The sequence below is a fragment of the Pseudomonas sp. NBRC 111131 genome (assembly GCF_001320525.1).
In the GTDB taxonomy this organism is placed as follows: Bacteria; Pseudomonadota; Gammaproteobacteria; order Pseudomonadales; family Pseudomonadaceae; genus Aquipseudomonas; species Aquipseudomonas ceruminis.
Genome location: NZ_BCBH01000024.1, coordinates 70,159 through 84,281, shown reverse-complemented (window position 1 = coordinate 84,281; position 14,123 = coordinate 70,159). Strand labels below are relative to the sequence as shown.

Genomic DNA, 14,123 nt, shown 5'->3' with positions numbered 1-14,123 from the left:
ACAAAAAAAAAGCCCCGCCAGTGGCGGGGCTACATCGTGCGCAAGCCTCAGACAGGCTCTGCCCACATGTCGTACTCGTCGGCATCGACCACTCGGCAACGGACCTTGTCGCCTGGCTTGAAACCATGGTCGCCATCGATGAACACGCTGCCATCGATCTCTGGAGCATCGAAGAAGCTGCGGCCCACCGAGCCTTGCTCCTCGACTTCGTCGATGAGCACTTCGATTTCCTTGCCGATGCGCAATTGCAGGCGTGCCGCGCTGATGGCCTGCTGATGGGCCATGAAGCGGTCCCAGCGCGCCTGCTTGACGTCGTCTGGTACCTCCTCCAGGCCCAGATCATTGGCTGGGGCGCCTTCGACAGGGGAGTACTGGAAGCAGCCGACGCGGTCGAGCTGGGCTTCGGTCAGCCAGTCCAGCAGGTACTGGAAGTCCTCTTCGGTCTCGCCAGGGAAGCCGACGATGAAGGTGGAGCGAATCACCAATTCAGGGCACTGCTCGCGCCAGTGCTTGATGCGCGCCAGGGTGCGGTCTTCGAAAGCGGGGCGTTTCATCGACTTGAGCACTTTGGGGCTGGCGTGCTGGAACGGGATGTCCAGGTACGGCAGGATCTTGCCAGCGGCCATCAGTGGGATCACATCGTCGACGTTCGGGTAGGGGTAGACGTAGTGCAGACGTACCCAGGCGCCCAGGCTGCTGAGCGCCTCGCACAACTCGAGCATGCGCGTCTTGACCGGACGGCCGTTCCAGAAGTCGGTCTTGTACTTGACGTCGACACCATAGGCGCTGGTGTCCTGGGAGATCACCAGGATCTCCTTGACGCCCGCCTTGACCAGGCGCTCGGCCTCGCTCAGTACTTCGCCCACCGGGCGACTGACCAGCTTGCCACGCATGGAGGGGATGATGCAGAAGCTGCAGCTGTGGTTACAGCCTTCGGAAATCTTCAGGTACGCGTAATGGCGTGGGGTCAGCTTCACGCCCTGCGGTGGCACCAGGTCGATCAGCGGGTTGTGGTCCTGGCGCGGCGGCACCACCTCGTGCACGGCGTTGACCACCTGTTCGTACTGCTGCGGGCCGCTGACCGACAGCACGCTGGGGTGTACGTCACGGATATTGCCTTCTTCGACACCCATGCAACCGGTGACGATGACCTTGCCGTTTTCCTTGATCGCTTCACCGATCACTTCCAGCGACTCTGCCTTGGCACTGTCGATGAAGCCGCAGGTGTTGACCACCACCACGTCGGCGTCTTCGTACGTGGGCACGACTTCGTAGCCTTCCATGCGCAGCTGGGTCAGGATGCGCTCGGAATCGACCAAAGCCTTAGGGCAGCCCAGGCTGACGAATCCGACCTTCGGGGTGGCGGGGGTGGTGGACATGACTAACCTCGGTATTGAATGCAGCTCGTCCGGCCGGTAACGGCGACGATCCTGGCGGGCGCTTTCGGCGCCTCTGATCAAAAAGTGCGCAATTCTAGCGAGCACGCGGTCACTTGACCAGCAGAAATACGACGAACGCTGCGCTATGCTTCGCCGCGTTGCATCTGTGTGTTTAGCTGATCCGTTTTATGAAGGCGATGCGTACGTTCAGCTACGTGTTCGATGCGAACTTTTTGGGTCCAGAGAGGCCGTTTGCGGGAGTGGTCGATGGTTCAGGCAAGCAGTCACGCCGAAGGCGGGCAAGGGGCGGCAAAGTCGCTGAGCCTGCTGGTGGCAGCTGTTGGGGTGGTTTATGGCGACATCGGTACCAGCCCGTTGTACACCCTCAAGGAAGTCTTTACCGGCGGTTATGGGGTGCCGGTCAATCATGATGGCGTACTGGGAATCCTGTCACTGATTCTCTGGTCGCTGTTGTGGGTGGTGTCGTTCAAGTACGTGATGTTCATTCTGCGTGCCGACAACCAGGGCGAGGGCGGCACCATGGCGCTCACGGCGTTGGCGCGACGGGCTACGGCAGCTTATCCGCGGTTGCGCACGCTGATGGTCATCTGCGGCCTGATCGGCGCCTCGCTGTTCTACGGCGACAGCATGATTACCCCTGCGGTGTCGGTGCTGTCGGCGGTGGAAGGCATGGGCCTGGCGTTCGACGGCATCGACCACTGGGTAGTGCCGATTTCGCTGGTTGTGCTGGTGGCGCTGTTTCTGGTGCAAAAGCACGGTACGGAAAAGATCGGCAAGTTGTTCGGGCCGATCATGGTCACCTGGTTCCTAGTGCTGGCGGCGCTGGGGGTGCACGGCATCTCGCAGAGTCCAGAGGTGCTCAAGGCCTTCAACCCGGGCTGGGCGGTGAACTTCTTCGTGGTTCACCCCGGCATGGGGGTCGCCATTCTGGGGGCTGTGGTACTGGCATTGACCGGTGCCGAGGCGCTGTACGCCGACATGGGGCACTTTGGGCGCAAGCCGATTGCCCGCGCCTGGTTCGCCCTGGTGCTGCCGGCGCTGGTGCTCAACTACTTCGGCCAGGGCGCAATCCTGCTGCAAAACCCTGACGCTGCGCGCAACCCGTTCTATCTGCTGGCGCCGAGCTGGGCGCTGTTGCCGCTGGTCGGCCTGGCGACCATGGCCACGGTGATTGCTTCACAGGCGGTGATTTCGGGGGCGTTTTCCCTTACCCGCCAGGCCATCCAGCTTGGTTACATTCCCCGCATGCAGATCCAGCACACGTCCAGCGACGAGCAGGGGCAGATCTATATCGCCGCGGTGAATTGGACGCTGATGGTCGGTGTCGTGCTGCTGGTAATCGGTTTCGAGTCGTCCGGTGCTCTGGCGGCGGCCTACGGCGTGGCGGTGACCGGTACCATGCTGATGACCACCATCCTGGTGTCGGCGGTCATGCTGCTGTTGTGGAAGTGGCCGCCGGTATTGGCGGTACCGATCCTGCTGGGCTTTCTGTTTGTCGACGGGCTGTTCTTTGCCGCCAACGTGCCGAAGATCGTCCAGGGCGGTGCGTTCCCGGTCCTGGCCGGTGGTGTGCTGTTCCTGCTGATGAGCACGTGGAAGCGCGGTAAACAGATCCTGGTGGAGCGGATCGATGAAGGCGGGCTGCCGTTGCCGGTGTTCATCAGCAGCATTCGTGTGCAGCCGCCGCACAGGGTCGAAGGCACTGCAGTGTTCCTCACCGCGCGGCCGGATGCGGTGCCCCATGCGTTGTTGCACAACATGCTGCACAACCAGGTGTTGCACAGCCAGGTGGTGTTGTTGACGGTAGTCAGTGAAGATCGTCCGCGGGTGCCGGAAACAGAACGCTTCGAGGTGGAGGCTTACGGTGACGGGTTCTTCCGGGTGCTGCTGCACTTTGGCTTCATGGATGAGCCGGACGTGCCTGCGGCGTTGAAGCTGTGCCACTTGCAAGAGCTGGATTTCAGCCCGATGCGCACGACCTACTTCCTGAGCCGTGAAACGGTGATTGCATCGCGTCTGGAAGGGATGTCGCGCTGGCGCGGGAACCTGTTTGCGTTCTTGCTGAAGAACGCAAACGGTAACCTGCGCTTCTTCAACCTGCCGCTCAACCGAGTGATCGAGCTGGGGACGCAGGTCGAGATCTGAGTGTTTCGGGGCCGCAATGCGGCCCCTGATGCTGCTTAGTTCTGCTCCGCCACGTTGGACTTGCCCTGGCGCGTTTCAATCTCGCCAATCAGGCGTTTGGCCAGCGCCGGGTAGTTCTCGTCGAAGTGGTGGCCGCCTGGCAGTTTCAGGCGCTCGCCCACTGCCGTCTTGTCGGTGCACCCGCTCTCGTCGGTCTCTTCCACGCCGTAGACGCATACCACCTTGGATGCCGGCAGTTTGGCCATTTCCGGCCCGGTAGGTGCTTCCTGGCCTTCCTTGCCCAACCAACCCTCGACTTCGATCTCGAAGCTGCCGCTGCGGGCGAAGGCCAGCAGCATCACGGCGTCGATACGCTGCTGGTCTTCGACCGGCAGGCGGTTGTAGATGGCGGGCAGCACGTCGGCACCGAACGAATAGCCAGTGAGCACGAAACGCTTGGTGCCCCACTTCTGACGGTAATGTTGCATCAGCTCCGACAGGTCGGCAGCACTTTGCTCCGGGGTCTTGTGTTGCCAGTAGTAACGCAGGGTGTCGATGCCGACCACGGGGTAACCCAGCTTGGCCATCTCGCCGGCAACGTCACGGTCCAGGTCACGCCAGCCGCCGTCCCCAGAGAGGAACAGGGTGACGGTATCGGTGGTCTGCCCAGCCGGTACTTCAACGACCGGAATGGCCAGGGCGTTGCCGTCGCGGCCTACCAGGGCCTGGGTCAGCTGCGCCTTGAGCACCTGTGGCAGATGGATGTCGTAGTCGCTGATGCTGGTTTCGGCATTGCTCTGGTCGCGCACGAAGGCGGCGCTTGCGTCATCCGGGTTGTCGTTCCAGGCCACGTTCCAGTGGCCATGTGCGGCGGATTTCGGCAGTGCAGCAGTGCAGCCGGGCTGTTCCACGTTGAAATCCACGGAGATGGCCCGGGCCTTGTCATCGGTCTGTGCAGCCAGCCAGCGCCAGGCCTGGGCGGCGCCTGGGCCGATACCCGCCACCAGGGTAGGCTTGTCCGACAGTTGGGTCAGCGCCTGGTCGAGCGCTTGCTGCTGCTTGCTGCAGTCGCCCGGAGGCAGGATCACCTGCACCAGTTGCGCTTCCCCTGCCTGGCTCAGGTCCAGCAATTGCTTGTCGGTAAGGGCCTGGTCCTGAGGCACGCCAATCGCGACTCTGGCCTTGGCATGCACACCGGGTGTGACGCGGGTGATGCTGGTGTCATTGAGGGTCAACTGTTCAAGGCGCGCTTCGGGGGCAGGGCGAGTCCACAGCCAGAAAGCGCCAGCGCCGGCCAGTGCAGCCAGAAGCACGGGTATCAGTATGTACAGCCAATAGCGTCGGATCATCAACGTTTCACCAATCCAGTCAGGCCGCCAGCGATGAGGGCGGCAGTGTCAGCCAGTGCAACCAGCGGGTCCAGCCCGGCGGGCACGGCCATGTAACGAGGTTCCCAGTCCGGCTGGAACTTGTCCTTGAAGCGTCGCAAGCCCTGGAAGTTGTAAAGCTGCTCGCCGCGGCGGAACACCATCGAGCCCAGGCGTTGGGTCAACGGTGCACCGCGTCGTGGCTGCAGGCCGGACAGCGGCACCATCCCTAAGCTGAACCGGCCGTAGTCATGGTTTTTGTAATGCAGTATCAGGCCGATCATCATGAATTCCATGGTCAGCTTCGGCGCCTCGGGGTGAGCGCGCATCAGGTCCAGGCTGGCCAATTCGTTGCTGTGGGTTTCCAACAGGTTCGCAAATGCCACCGGCCTGCCCTGGAAGCGGATCAGGGCAATACGAAAATGCTTCAGGTAGTCGGCGCTGAAGCGTCCCAGCGAGAAGCCCTTCTCGCGCACATTCTTGCCGCCGAGCCATGCGTCGGAGATTTCCTTCAGCTCGGCCAGCGGTGCCTGGCCAGGCTCGTGAATTTCCAGGCTCAGGCCATCGCGCGCACCACGGTTCCAGGTGTAGCGCAGGTCCTTCATCTCTTTGCCCTTGGCTTCGATGTCGAAGCGGCGCAGGTCGACCCGCGCTTCCTCGCCGAGCTTGAGGGCCGTAAGACCTATGTCCATGTAGAAGGGCAGGTTCTCCGCACGTACCTGGTAGAACACCGGACGGGCATGGTGCAAGTCGCACAGGTCGCGGAATTGCCAGATCATCTCGGCCCGTTCCTGGGCAGGCCCGATCGGATCGTACAGGGCGACCAGGCTGCGGCCACGGCGGGCATACATAAGGAATGCATTGTCGCTTGGGTGGAACAACAAGGCCTTGTCGCCGGTCAGCGCCAGGCCGCCATCGGGTTGATCGGATGCCAGCAGGATACGGTTGGCGCGCTGCAATTCGCCGTCGTCGGGTAGATGGATGACCGGGCGGGCGGTGCGCAGCAGCCAGGTCAGGGCCACGATCACCAGCAGCACGGCACTGCCCATGGCTGCGCGCAGGCCGCGGGGGGCGTCGGCGTCAAGGGTGAACTGCCACCACAACTGATGGCTATACGGTACATCCTGATAGGCGAACAGCAGCAACCATACCGAGGCGCCTACCACGCAGGCGCTGGCCACCAGGTACACCGGCGAGAAGGGCAGTTCCAGCAGGCGGCTGGGGCGGTAGAACGAACGACGGAACAGGGCAAGCAGGGCAGCGGTGAGGGTCAGCAGGCAAGCCTCTTCCCAGTCGAAGCCCTTGAGCAGCGACAGCAGTGCGCCGACCAGCAGCAGTACGGTGGTCAGCAGCCACGCTGCGGACAGGCGACGGCGCAACCCCTGGGCGAGCAACAGGCAGAGCACCCCGATCAGGCTGGCGCCGAAGTGCGAGGCATCAATCAGACGATGGGGTACCAGAAAGCCCATGTGCTCAAGGCGGGTGTCGATTTCCGGGGTGGCGCCCGAGAACAGCAGCACCACGCCTGAGAGAAACACCAGTATTGCCAGAATCGGCGCGGCCAGCCCGGACGCAGCCTTGATTGCCTGTTGGGCGAACAGCAGGCGGCGCGCCTCGTTGGCCAGCAGCAGTACGCAAGCCAGCAGCAATGGCAGCACGACATAGATGAGGCGGTACAGCAGCAGAGCGGCAGCCAAGGGTGCGGCACCCAGCTGGTCGGCGAAGGCCGCAAGCAGGATCGCTTCGAAAACCCCTACGCCACCTGGTACATGGCTGAGCACGCCTGCGGCCAATGCCAGCAGGTAGACCAGCACGAACGCACCGAATGGTGGAGCGTCCGGCAATAGCAGGTAGAGCACGGTGGCGGCAGCTGCAACGTCAAGGGCGGTAATCAGCAGTTGCAGCACTGCCAGGCGCGCACCCGGCAGCCGCAACGTGCGCCGCCCGACTTGCACCAGCAGGCTGTCGGCCAGCGGCTGTTCGGCGAGGCGTCGACGGTAGAGCCCAACCACCAGAACGGCAGTCAGGGCCAGCACGGCTATGGCGATGCCTGCCAGCAGGCTGGCCGGCAGGCGCAAGGCGGCGGCCGCGGCTGGCAGGTTGCTCAAGGTCGCCAGTGCGGCGAGTGGCGGTAGCGCGCAGCCCAGGGAGAGGCTGGCAAACACGGTCATCCGCGCTACTTCAGCGGCACCCAGGCCTTGGCGCGCATACAGGCGATAACGTACCGAACCACCCGAGAGCATCGACAGGCCGATGGCGTTACCGATAGCGAAGGCGCTGAAACCGCCCATCAGCAAGGTGCGCGCAGGCAGTTGCACGGCCGCATAGCGGCTGGCCGACCACTCGTACCCCAGCAGGATCACAAATCCGACCACCGTCGCGAGCAACGCCCCCAGCAGAGACTGTGCCGGCACGCTGAGCATGGCATCGTGCAACGCATAGATATCCAGTTCGCTCAGCAGGTGCCGGCAGGCAATCAATGCCATGGCAAACAACAGCAAGGTGACGCCAAGGCCAATGGGCTGGCGATAGCGGCTCAACCGTTCGAGCCAGGGAAGGCGCTGGGCAGCGACAGGCAATGCCGAAGCAAGTGGTGCTTGCGGATCTGGGGTGTGGGAGGTCATGAGTTGCCTCGTGCAAACCGCGCGAGGAGGGGAGAAGGTACGGCCAAGTGAAAGTCCCTTAGGAATACGTGTCCAGATATTACTCCGGGCAACGTTACTTTCAGTCGTCCGGCACGGTTAAAGATAGTTCATCCAGAAGGTGATATCTCAAAACAGCGGGTTTGCCGATAGCAAAAAAGCAGGGGTGAAGATTTCAGGCGACGAAACGCAACAAACCCCGCGCTGCTGTATCACAGGCGGGGTCTGTTCTGACGAATATGGTTGCGGGAGCCGGATTTGAACCGACGACCTTCGGGTTATGAGCCCGACGAGCTACCAGGCTGCTCCATCCCGCGTCAGAGGGGCGCATTCTACAGCTTTGGTCATTGGGGTCAAGCACTATCTACAGGTTCAGCACAACTTTTCAGTCTTGCTTTTCCGTGGGCAAAGAAAAAGGCCACTGTGTAAACAGTGGCCTTATCTTGAATATGGTTGCGGGAGCCGGATTTGAACCGACGACCTTCGGGTTATGAGCCCGACGAGCTACCAGACTGCTCCATCCCGCGTCAGTGGGGCGGATTCTACAGTCTTGGCGTTGGTTGTCAAGCGCTAACCATTGATTTCACTTCATTTTTTTGCCTTCGCCCGATTTTCAGGCAAAGAAAAAGGCCACTGCTATTAACAGTGGCCTTTTCTCGAATCTGGTTGCGGGAGCCGGATTTGAACCGACGACCTTCGGGTTATGAGCCCGACGAGCTACCAGGCTGCTCCATCCCGCGCCTGTGAGATCGAATTCTACGGATTTCTTTGCGTGTGTCAAGCATTTCTCTGAAAAAACCTTGTTTGTTCAAACCCTTAGCGTGCCGATATGGCATGCGGCTCAGCGGGGGCGGGGTTTGCAGGCCAATTATCGTGCCGAACTGTTGTGGGTCTAAGGGACTACGGTAATATCTGTATGAATTTACAGTGCTGACGGTCATCCATGTCCTTGCGCAAGATCATCCACATCGACTGCGATTGCTTCTACGCCGCGATCGAGATGCGTGACGACCCGCGCCTGGCCGGCCGCCCCATGGCGGTGGGGGGCTCGCCCGACCATCGTGGGGTGATCGCGACCTGTAATTATGAAGCGCGGGCCTACGGTGTGCGTTCGGCCATGTCGTCGCGGCATGCGCTCAAGCTCTGTCCCGACCTGCTGATCGTCAAGCCACGCTTTGAGGCCTACCGCGAGGCCTCACGGGAAATCCACGCGATCTTTCGGGACTACACCGAGCTGATTGAGCCTCTGTCGCTGGATGAGGCCTACCTGGACGTCAGCGACAGCCAATGGTTCGCCGGCAGCGCCACGCGCATCGCCGAGGATATTCGCCGGCGCGTTGCCCGCACCTTGCATATCACCGTCTCCGCCGGAGTGGCGCCAAATAAGTTTCTGGCAAAGATTGCCAGTGACTGGCGCAAGCCAAACGGGATTTTCGTGGTGACCCCAGACCAGGTGGAGGCCTTTGTTGCGGCCTTGCCTGTTGCAAGGCTCCATGGCGTGGGCAAGGTGACAGCAGACAAGCTTGCTCGGCTGGGTATCGATACCTGCCTGGACCTGCGCGAGTGGACGCGGTTGGCGCTGGTGCGCGAATTTGGCAGTTTTGGCGAGCGCCTGTGGGGGCTGGCGCGGGGCATCGACGAACGGGCCGTGCACAACGATAGCCGCAGGCAGTCGGTCAGTGTTGAAAACACCTATGACACAGACCTGCCTGATCTGGCCAGTTGCCTGGAGCGCTTGCCGGAGCTGCTGGCCAGCCTTGATCAGCGCATTGCGCGCATGGACAGCAGCTATCGGCCGGAGAAGCCCTTCGTTAAGGTCAAGTTCCATGACTTCAGCCAGACTACTCTGGAGCAGGCAGGGGCCGGCAGAGACCTGGAAAGCTACCGGCAGCTGTTGCGGCAGGCGTTTGCCCGCGGCGGCAAGCCGGTGCGGCTGTTAGGGGTGGGGGTGAGGTTGCGGGATTTGCGCGGGGCGCATGAGCAACTGGAGCTGTTCTCGGATAAATGAAAAGGGGCCGCTGTGCGGCCCCTTTTCATTATTGTGCGCCTGGATCGGCTACCAGCCGCCCCGTAGCCTTGGTCAGGGCCTTCAAAAACTCCTGCTGCAGCTCCGGGTCATTGCGGGTCAGCTCGATCAGGCTCTGCTCCATCTCGCTGGCTTCTTCTTCCAGCCCCAGCTCCGACAGGCGCTGGACCCGGTGCACCCATTGGCCGACATCGTCATCCTCGAGGTCATCGAAGATCAGCTCATGGGCTTCGAGCAGCTTGTTGCGCAGGCTGGCGCTGACCAGCAGGCTGGCATCGCCGCGCACCGCATTGTCCTCGTCGACCACCTGCAAGTGCAGGGTGCCCACATGGTTGAGGTTCTGCTCCGAGAACGGGCTGTCGAGCAGGTTCAGGCGCAATACGCCGTTCCTGTCAGTGGTCAGCTCGTGGCTCATCTTGCCAGCCTTGACCTCGACCAGACGCTCGCTCCAGGGCAGGCTGGTATATTCCTCGCGCTTGTCCTTTTGCACTTCGCTGATCCCGGCCAGGTTCTGCTGGGCGCGACCGTTGGATTGCACGTTCATGAACGGGTTCAGCCCGGCCACGCCATAGCTGAGCCAATCGTGGGTCACGCTTTCTGGCAGGTTGCCCAGCGCGAAAATGTTCACCACGTTGGCGCCGACCCCTGCCACCACGGCCACAGCACCCAGCGGGATCTCATAGATCTCCCGCCAGGGCTGGTACGGGGTATAGCGATCGTAGCGACGGGTCACTTCGTACTCGGTGACTTCGAAGCGTTTCTGTTCATGAACGCGCACACGCCGCTGCGGAAGCTCCATCACCTTCGGCTCGCCGACATCGATCTGCAGGGTGTGCTCGAGCAGCTTGCGCTCGACGCGCTCCTCATGCTCGCTGCGCTGGGACATCTGGTTGGCGCAGCCGCTGACGAGCAGGGCGCCGCACAATGCGGCGCCCCCCAGGGTAAAGGTACTTCGCTTGGACATGATCACTCGTGCATTGATTATCAGCGGCGAACGCGGGCCTGCAGGAAGGTCAGCACTTCATTGAGTGGCAGCGCTTGAGCATCCTGTTCGGTGCGGTGCTTGTATTCCAGGTTGCCTTCGGCCAGGCCGCGATCGCTGACGACGATACGGTGCGGGATGCCGATCAGTTCCATGTCGGCAAACTTGATGCCTGGGCTGGTCTTCTTGTCGCGGTCGTCCAGCAGCACTTCGAAGCCGGCCGCGGTCAGTTCGGCGTACAGCTTGTCGGTGGCGTCGCGTACTACGTCGGTTTCGTAGCGCAGCGGTACCAGGGCGATCTGGAAAGGCGCCAGGGCGTCGTTCCAGATAATGCCCTTGTCGTCATGGCTCTGCTCGATGGCGGCGGCCACCACGCGGGACACGCCGATACCATAGCAGCCCATGGACAGGGTCACCGGCTTGCCGTTCTCGCCCAGCACCTGGCACTTGAGGGCTTCGCTGTACTTGGTGCCGAGCTGGAAGATGTGGCCCACTTCGATGCCGCGCTTGATCACCAGGGTGCCCTGGCCGTCCGGGCTTGGGTCGCCCTCGACAACGTTGCGCAGGTCGGCAACTTGTGGCACAGGCAAATCGCGCTCCCAGTTGACGCCGAAGTAGTGTTTGTCGTCGATGTTGGCACCGATGCCAAAGTCGCTCATCAGGGCGACCGAGCGGTCGATCACGCACTCCAACGGCAGGTTCAGCGGGCCGAGCGAGCCGGCACCGGCACCGATGGCCTCGCGCAGTTCAGCGTCGGTGGCCATGACCAGTGGGTCGGCAACCTGCTCCAGTTTGGCAGCCTTGACTTCATTGAGTTCGTGGTCGCCACGGACCACCAGCGCCACCAGCTTCCCTTCTTCGGCGCCACGCACGATCAGCGTCTTGACGGTCTTCTCGATTGGCAGGCCGAAGTTCTCGACCAGTTGGGCAATGGTCTTGGCATCCGGGGTGTCGACCAGGCGCAGCTCTTCGGTAGGAGCAGGGCGCACGGTTTCACGCGGGATGGCCTCGGCCTTCTCGATGTTGGCTGCGTAATCGGAGCTGTCGCTGAAGATCACGTCGTCCTCACCGGAGTCGGCCAGCACGTGGAATTCATGCGAGTAGCTGCCGCCGATGGAACCGGTGTCGGCCTGCACCGGACGGAAGTCCAGGCCCAGGCGGGTAAAGACATTGGAGTACGCCTGGTGCATGCGATCGTAGGTTTCCTGCAGGGAAGCCTGGTCGGCATGGAAGGAGTAGGCATCCTTCATGATGAACTCGCGACCGCGCATCAGACCGAAGCGTGGGCGGATCTCGTCACGGAACTTGGTCTGGATCTGGTACAGGTTGAGCGGCAACTGCTTGTAGCTGGACAGCTCGTTGCGCGCCATGTCTGTGATGACCTCTTCGTGGGTCGGCCCGACGCAGAAGTCGCGCTGATGGCGGTCCTTCAGGCGCAGCAGCTCGGGGCCGTACTGCTCCCAGCGGCCAGATTCCTGCCACAGTTCGGCGGGCTGGATGCTTGGCATCAGCACTTCCAGGGCGCCGGCGGCGTTCATTTCCTCGCGGACCACAGCTTCGACCTTGCGCATTACCCGCAGGCCCATCGGCAGCCAGGTGTAAAGGCCGGAGGCCAGCTTGCGGATCATGCCGGCACGTAGCATGAGCTGATGGCTGATGACCACTGCGTCAGCAGGGGTTTCTTTCTGGGTGGCGAGCAAATATTGACTGGTGCGCATGGTTAGCCGTGTCGATTGCCTAAGACATTGAAATGACCCGCATTGTACGGGGGCGAAACGAAGGCGTACAGAATGCCCCAGGGCGTGACGCTTGTCAGCCAAGAAAAAGCCCGGCGGTTGGGCCGGGCTTTTTCAGGTGCGGAGCACTATAAGCCAGGCTTACAGGATGCTCAGCGGGTACTCGACGATCAGACGCAGTTCGTCCAGCGATGGGGAGCCGTAGTAGACGCCATCGGCGGAGCGATAGGTGGCTTGGCGCACGCGGAAGCTGAGGTCCTTGGCCGGGCCTTCCTGCAGCACGTACTTGATGTCGATGTCGCGTTCCCATTCCTTGCCGTTGCTGGTGCCAGCGACGTTGGCGTCGGTACCGCGCACGTAACGGGTCATGAAGGTCAGGCCTGGTACGCCGAATTCGGCGAAGTTCAGGTCGTAGCGTGCCTGCCAGGACTTCTCGTCTTCGGCGTTGAAGTCGGAACGGGCCACGGAGTTGCCAAGGAAGACGGTACCACCGCCATCGACGCCGTAAGCGTAGTCGCCGTCACCGTGTACACGCTGGTGCACGATGGTGAAGGTGTGGGCGCCGATGTTCCATGCTGCCGACAGGCTGAACGCGGTGTTGTCCAGGGAAGCGCCGTCATACGCCTTGACGAACTCGGCGCCGTCGCCCTTGGTGTTATAGATGTTGAAGTCGAACACCAGGCCTTGTTTGTCGGAGATCGGCACTGCCCAGTTGATGTTGCCGTAGTACTTGCGCCAGTAGTCTTCGACCTTGGAGTAGTACAGGCTGGTGCTCAGGCTGTCGGTAAAGGCATAGGTACCACCGACGATGTTGGCTTCGGTCAGGTGCAGGCTGTCGCGGAACGTCTGAGCCTGGGCATTCATCGCGGTAAAGTGACCGGCGTGCAGGGTCAGGCCTTTGATCTCGTTGCTGGTGATCAGGGCACCTTCGGCAACTTCCGGCAGCAGTCGGCTGTCGTCGGTGGCGAAGACCGGCAGGGCGGTGAACTGGTTACCGAACTTCAGCACGGTGTTGGAGATGCGCAGTTTTACCGCTGCGCCGCCTTCGGAGTAGTCGTCCTGCGAGCGGCCGTCGGAGCCTTCGGGGAACAGGCCGGTGCCGGCACGGCCGCGGCCGCTGTCCAGTTTCAGGCCAAGCATGCCGATGGCGTCTACGCCAAAGCCTACGGTGCCTTGGGTGAAGCCCGATTCGTAAGTGCCCAGGAAGCCGAGGCCGGTTTCCTCGACGCGGCTCTGAGTGCCGGCAGGGTTGTTACGGAAGTCGCGGCTGAAGTACAGCATGCGAGTTTTGACATTCAGCTGGCTGTCTTCAATGAAACCCTTGGATTCGTCCTGGGCAGAAGCCAGGGCCAATTGCGAGGTCCCTGCCGAAACGGCCAGGGCGATCATGCTCCACTTCATCACGCGCATCGTGATTTGCTCCTTTGGTTTTTTTGGAAGAGTACTGCTGCGCCCTTTTTTAGTTATATGGGGCAGCTCTTTCTTGTTATGTCGGCGGAAATGTATAGCACGCTGACTGTTGTTGGCGATATGGGCATAAACAACCTTTCGGTAAGTTTATGGCTATGTCGCTTGTAGGTATTTCCATGTCGCAAATCACGTCCTGGTATTCCGGGGCGTACAACGCCAGCGCTGTTTCTGTCGCCGTCAAGAATCTGTAATAACAGACGCCGGTTCGGAAACTCCCTGGTGTAACCCATGCCGCTGTTGTTATTGGGTGCGTACATCGCCTGATGCAGATGTCGTGCCGACTTGGCGTGAAGGGAATGCAACAAGCGTGCTCAAAATTTACAACGCTTCATGAAATTTTCACAAATGCCCCTGCCGAAGGTCGGAAAGTGCCGAA

Annotated in this window: 8 protein-coding genes and 3 tRNA genes; 2 read left to right on the top strand and 9 right to left on the bottom strand. The window is 61.5% G+C overall.

Features of this window, described 5'->3' with window-relative positions; translation table 11 throughout:
• Positions 1-47: 47 nt before the first annotated feature.
• A complete protein-coding gene (rimO, locus tag APH34_RS20230; RefSeq protein WP_054902655.1) occupies positions 48-1,379 on the bottom strand; it encodes a 30S ribosomal protein S12 methylthiotransferase RimO in 1,332 nt (443 codons plus the stop codon).
• A gap of 267 nt (positions 1,380-1,646) precedes the next feature.
• Here rimO and APH34_RS20225 point away from each other — a divergent pair, with 267 nt between their 5' ends.
• Positions 1,647-3,545, top strand: a complete 1,899-nt coding sequence (locus APH34_RS20225; protein ID WP_054902654.1) for a potassium transporter Kup — start codon at positions 1,647-1,649, stop codon at positions 3,543-3,545.
• A gap of 35 nt (positions 3,546-3,580) precedes the next feature.
• Here APH34_RS20225 and APH34_RS20220 read toward each other — a convergent pair whose 3' ends face one another.
• The 5 genes from APH34_RS20220 to APH34_RS20200 form a co-directional block, all read right to left on the bottom strand.
• Complete coding sequence (locus tag APH34_RS20220; RefSeq protein WP_054902653.1) at positions 3,581-4,873, bottom strand: virulence factor family protein; 1,293 nt, start codon at positions 4,871-4,873, stop codon at positions 3,581-3,583.
• The gene (mprF, locus tag APH34_RS20215) at positions 4,873-7,515 is read right to left on the bottom strand and encodes a bifunctional lysylphosphatidylglycerol flippase/synthetase MprF (RefSeq protein WP_054902652.1); all 2,643 of its coding nucleotides are present in this window, start codon (positions 7,513-7,515) and stop codon (positions 4,873-4,875) included. Before mprF ends, APH34_RS20220 begins: the two co-directional genes overlap by 1 nt.
• Positions 7,516-7,773: 258 nt before the next feature.
• A tRNA-Met gene (locus tag APH34_RS20210) sits at positions 7,774-7,850 on the bottom strand.
• Positions 7,851-7,983: 133 nt separating this feature from the next.
• Positions 7,984-8,060 (bottom strand) — tRNA-Met (locus APH34_RS20205).
• A 136-nt stretch (positions 8,061-8,196) separates the two neighbouring features.
• A tRNA-Met gene (locus tag APH34_RS20200) sits at positions 8,197-8,273 on the bottom strand.
• Positions 8,274-8,482: 209 nt separating this feature from the next.
• On the opposite strand from APH34_RS20200, the gene dinB reads away from it, so the two are divergent.
• Positions 8,483-9,541 carry a DNA polymerase IV gene (gene dinB, locus APH34_RS20195; RefSeq protein ID WP_176515760.1) on the top strand — a complete coding sequence of 353 codons (1,059 nt, stop codon included), beginning with the start codon at positions 8,483-8,485 and terminating at the stop codon, positions 9,539-9,541.
• 28 nt (positions 9,542-9,569) lie between these two features.
• Here the strand turns inward: dinB and APH34_RS20190 are convergent, their stop codons facing one another.
• The 3 genes from APH34_RS20190 to APH34_RS20180 all read right to left on the bottom strand — a co-directional run bounded on the left by APH34_RS20190 (position 9,570) and on the right by APH34_RS20180 (position 13,687).
• Positions 9,570-10,523: a hypothetical protein gene (locus tag APH34_RS20190; RefSeq protein WP_054902650.1), complete on the bottom strand. Its 954-nt coding sequence runs from the start codon at positions 10,521-10,523 to the stop codon at positions 9,570-9,572.
• Between the two features lie 20 nt (positions 10,524-10,543).
• On the bottom strand, positions 10,544-12,259 hold the full coding sequence (locus APH34_RS20185; RefSeq protein ID WP_054902649.1) for a proline--tRNA ligase: 1,716 nt from the start codon (positions 12,257-12,259) through the stop codon (positions 10,544-10,546).
• Between the two features lie 159 nt (positions 12,260-12,418).
• Positions 12,419-13,687 (bottom strand): OprD family porin, encoded by a 1,269-nt coding sequence (locus APH34_RS20180; protein ID WP_054902648.1) that lies wholly within the window; start codon positions 13,685-13,687, stop codon positions 12,419-12,421.
• Positions 13,688-14,123: the final 436 nt, after the last annotated feature.

What these genes read in the sequence shown, in the direction of transcription:
- rimO (WP_054902655.1), bottom strand. Translation starts at nt 1,379, where the DNA reads ATGTCCACCACCCCCGCCACCCCGAAGGTCGGATTCGTCAGCCTGGGC.
- APH34_RS20225 (WP_054902654.1), top strand. Translation starts at nt 1,647, where the DNA reads ATGGTTCAGGCAAGCAGTCACGCCGAAGGCGGGCAAGGGGCGGCAAAG.
- APH34_RS20220 (WP_054902653.1), bottom strand. Translation starts at nt 4,873, where the DNA reads ATGATCCGACGCTATTGGCTGTACATACTGATACCCGTGCTTCTGGCT.
- mprF (WP_054902652.1), bottom strand. Translation starts at nt 7,515, where the DNA reads ATGACCTCCCACACCCCAGATCCGCAAGCACCACTTGCTTCGGCATTG.
- APH34_RS20190 (WP_054902650.1), bottom strand. Translation starts at nt 10,523, where the DNA reads ATGTCCAAGCGAAGTACCTTTACCCTGGGGGGCGCCGCATTGTGCGGC.
- APH34_RS20185 (WP_054902649.1), bottom strand. Translation starts at nt 12,259, where the DNA reads ATGCGCACCAGTCAATATTTGCTCGCCACCCAGAAAGAAACCCCTGCT.
- APH34_RS20180 (WP_054902648.1), bottom strand. Translation starts at nt 13,687, where the DNA reads ATGCGCGTGATGAAGTGGAGCATGATCGCCCTGGCCGTTTCGGCAGGG.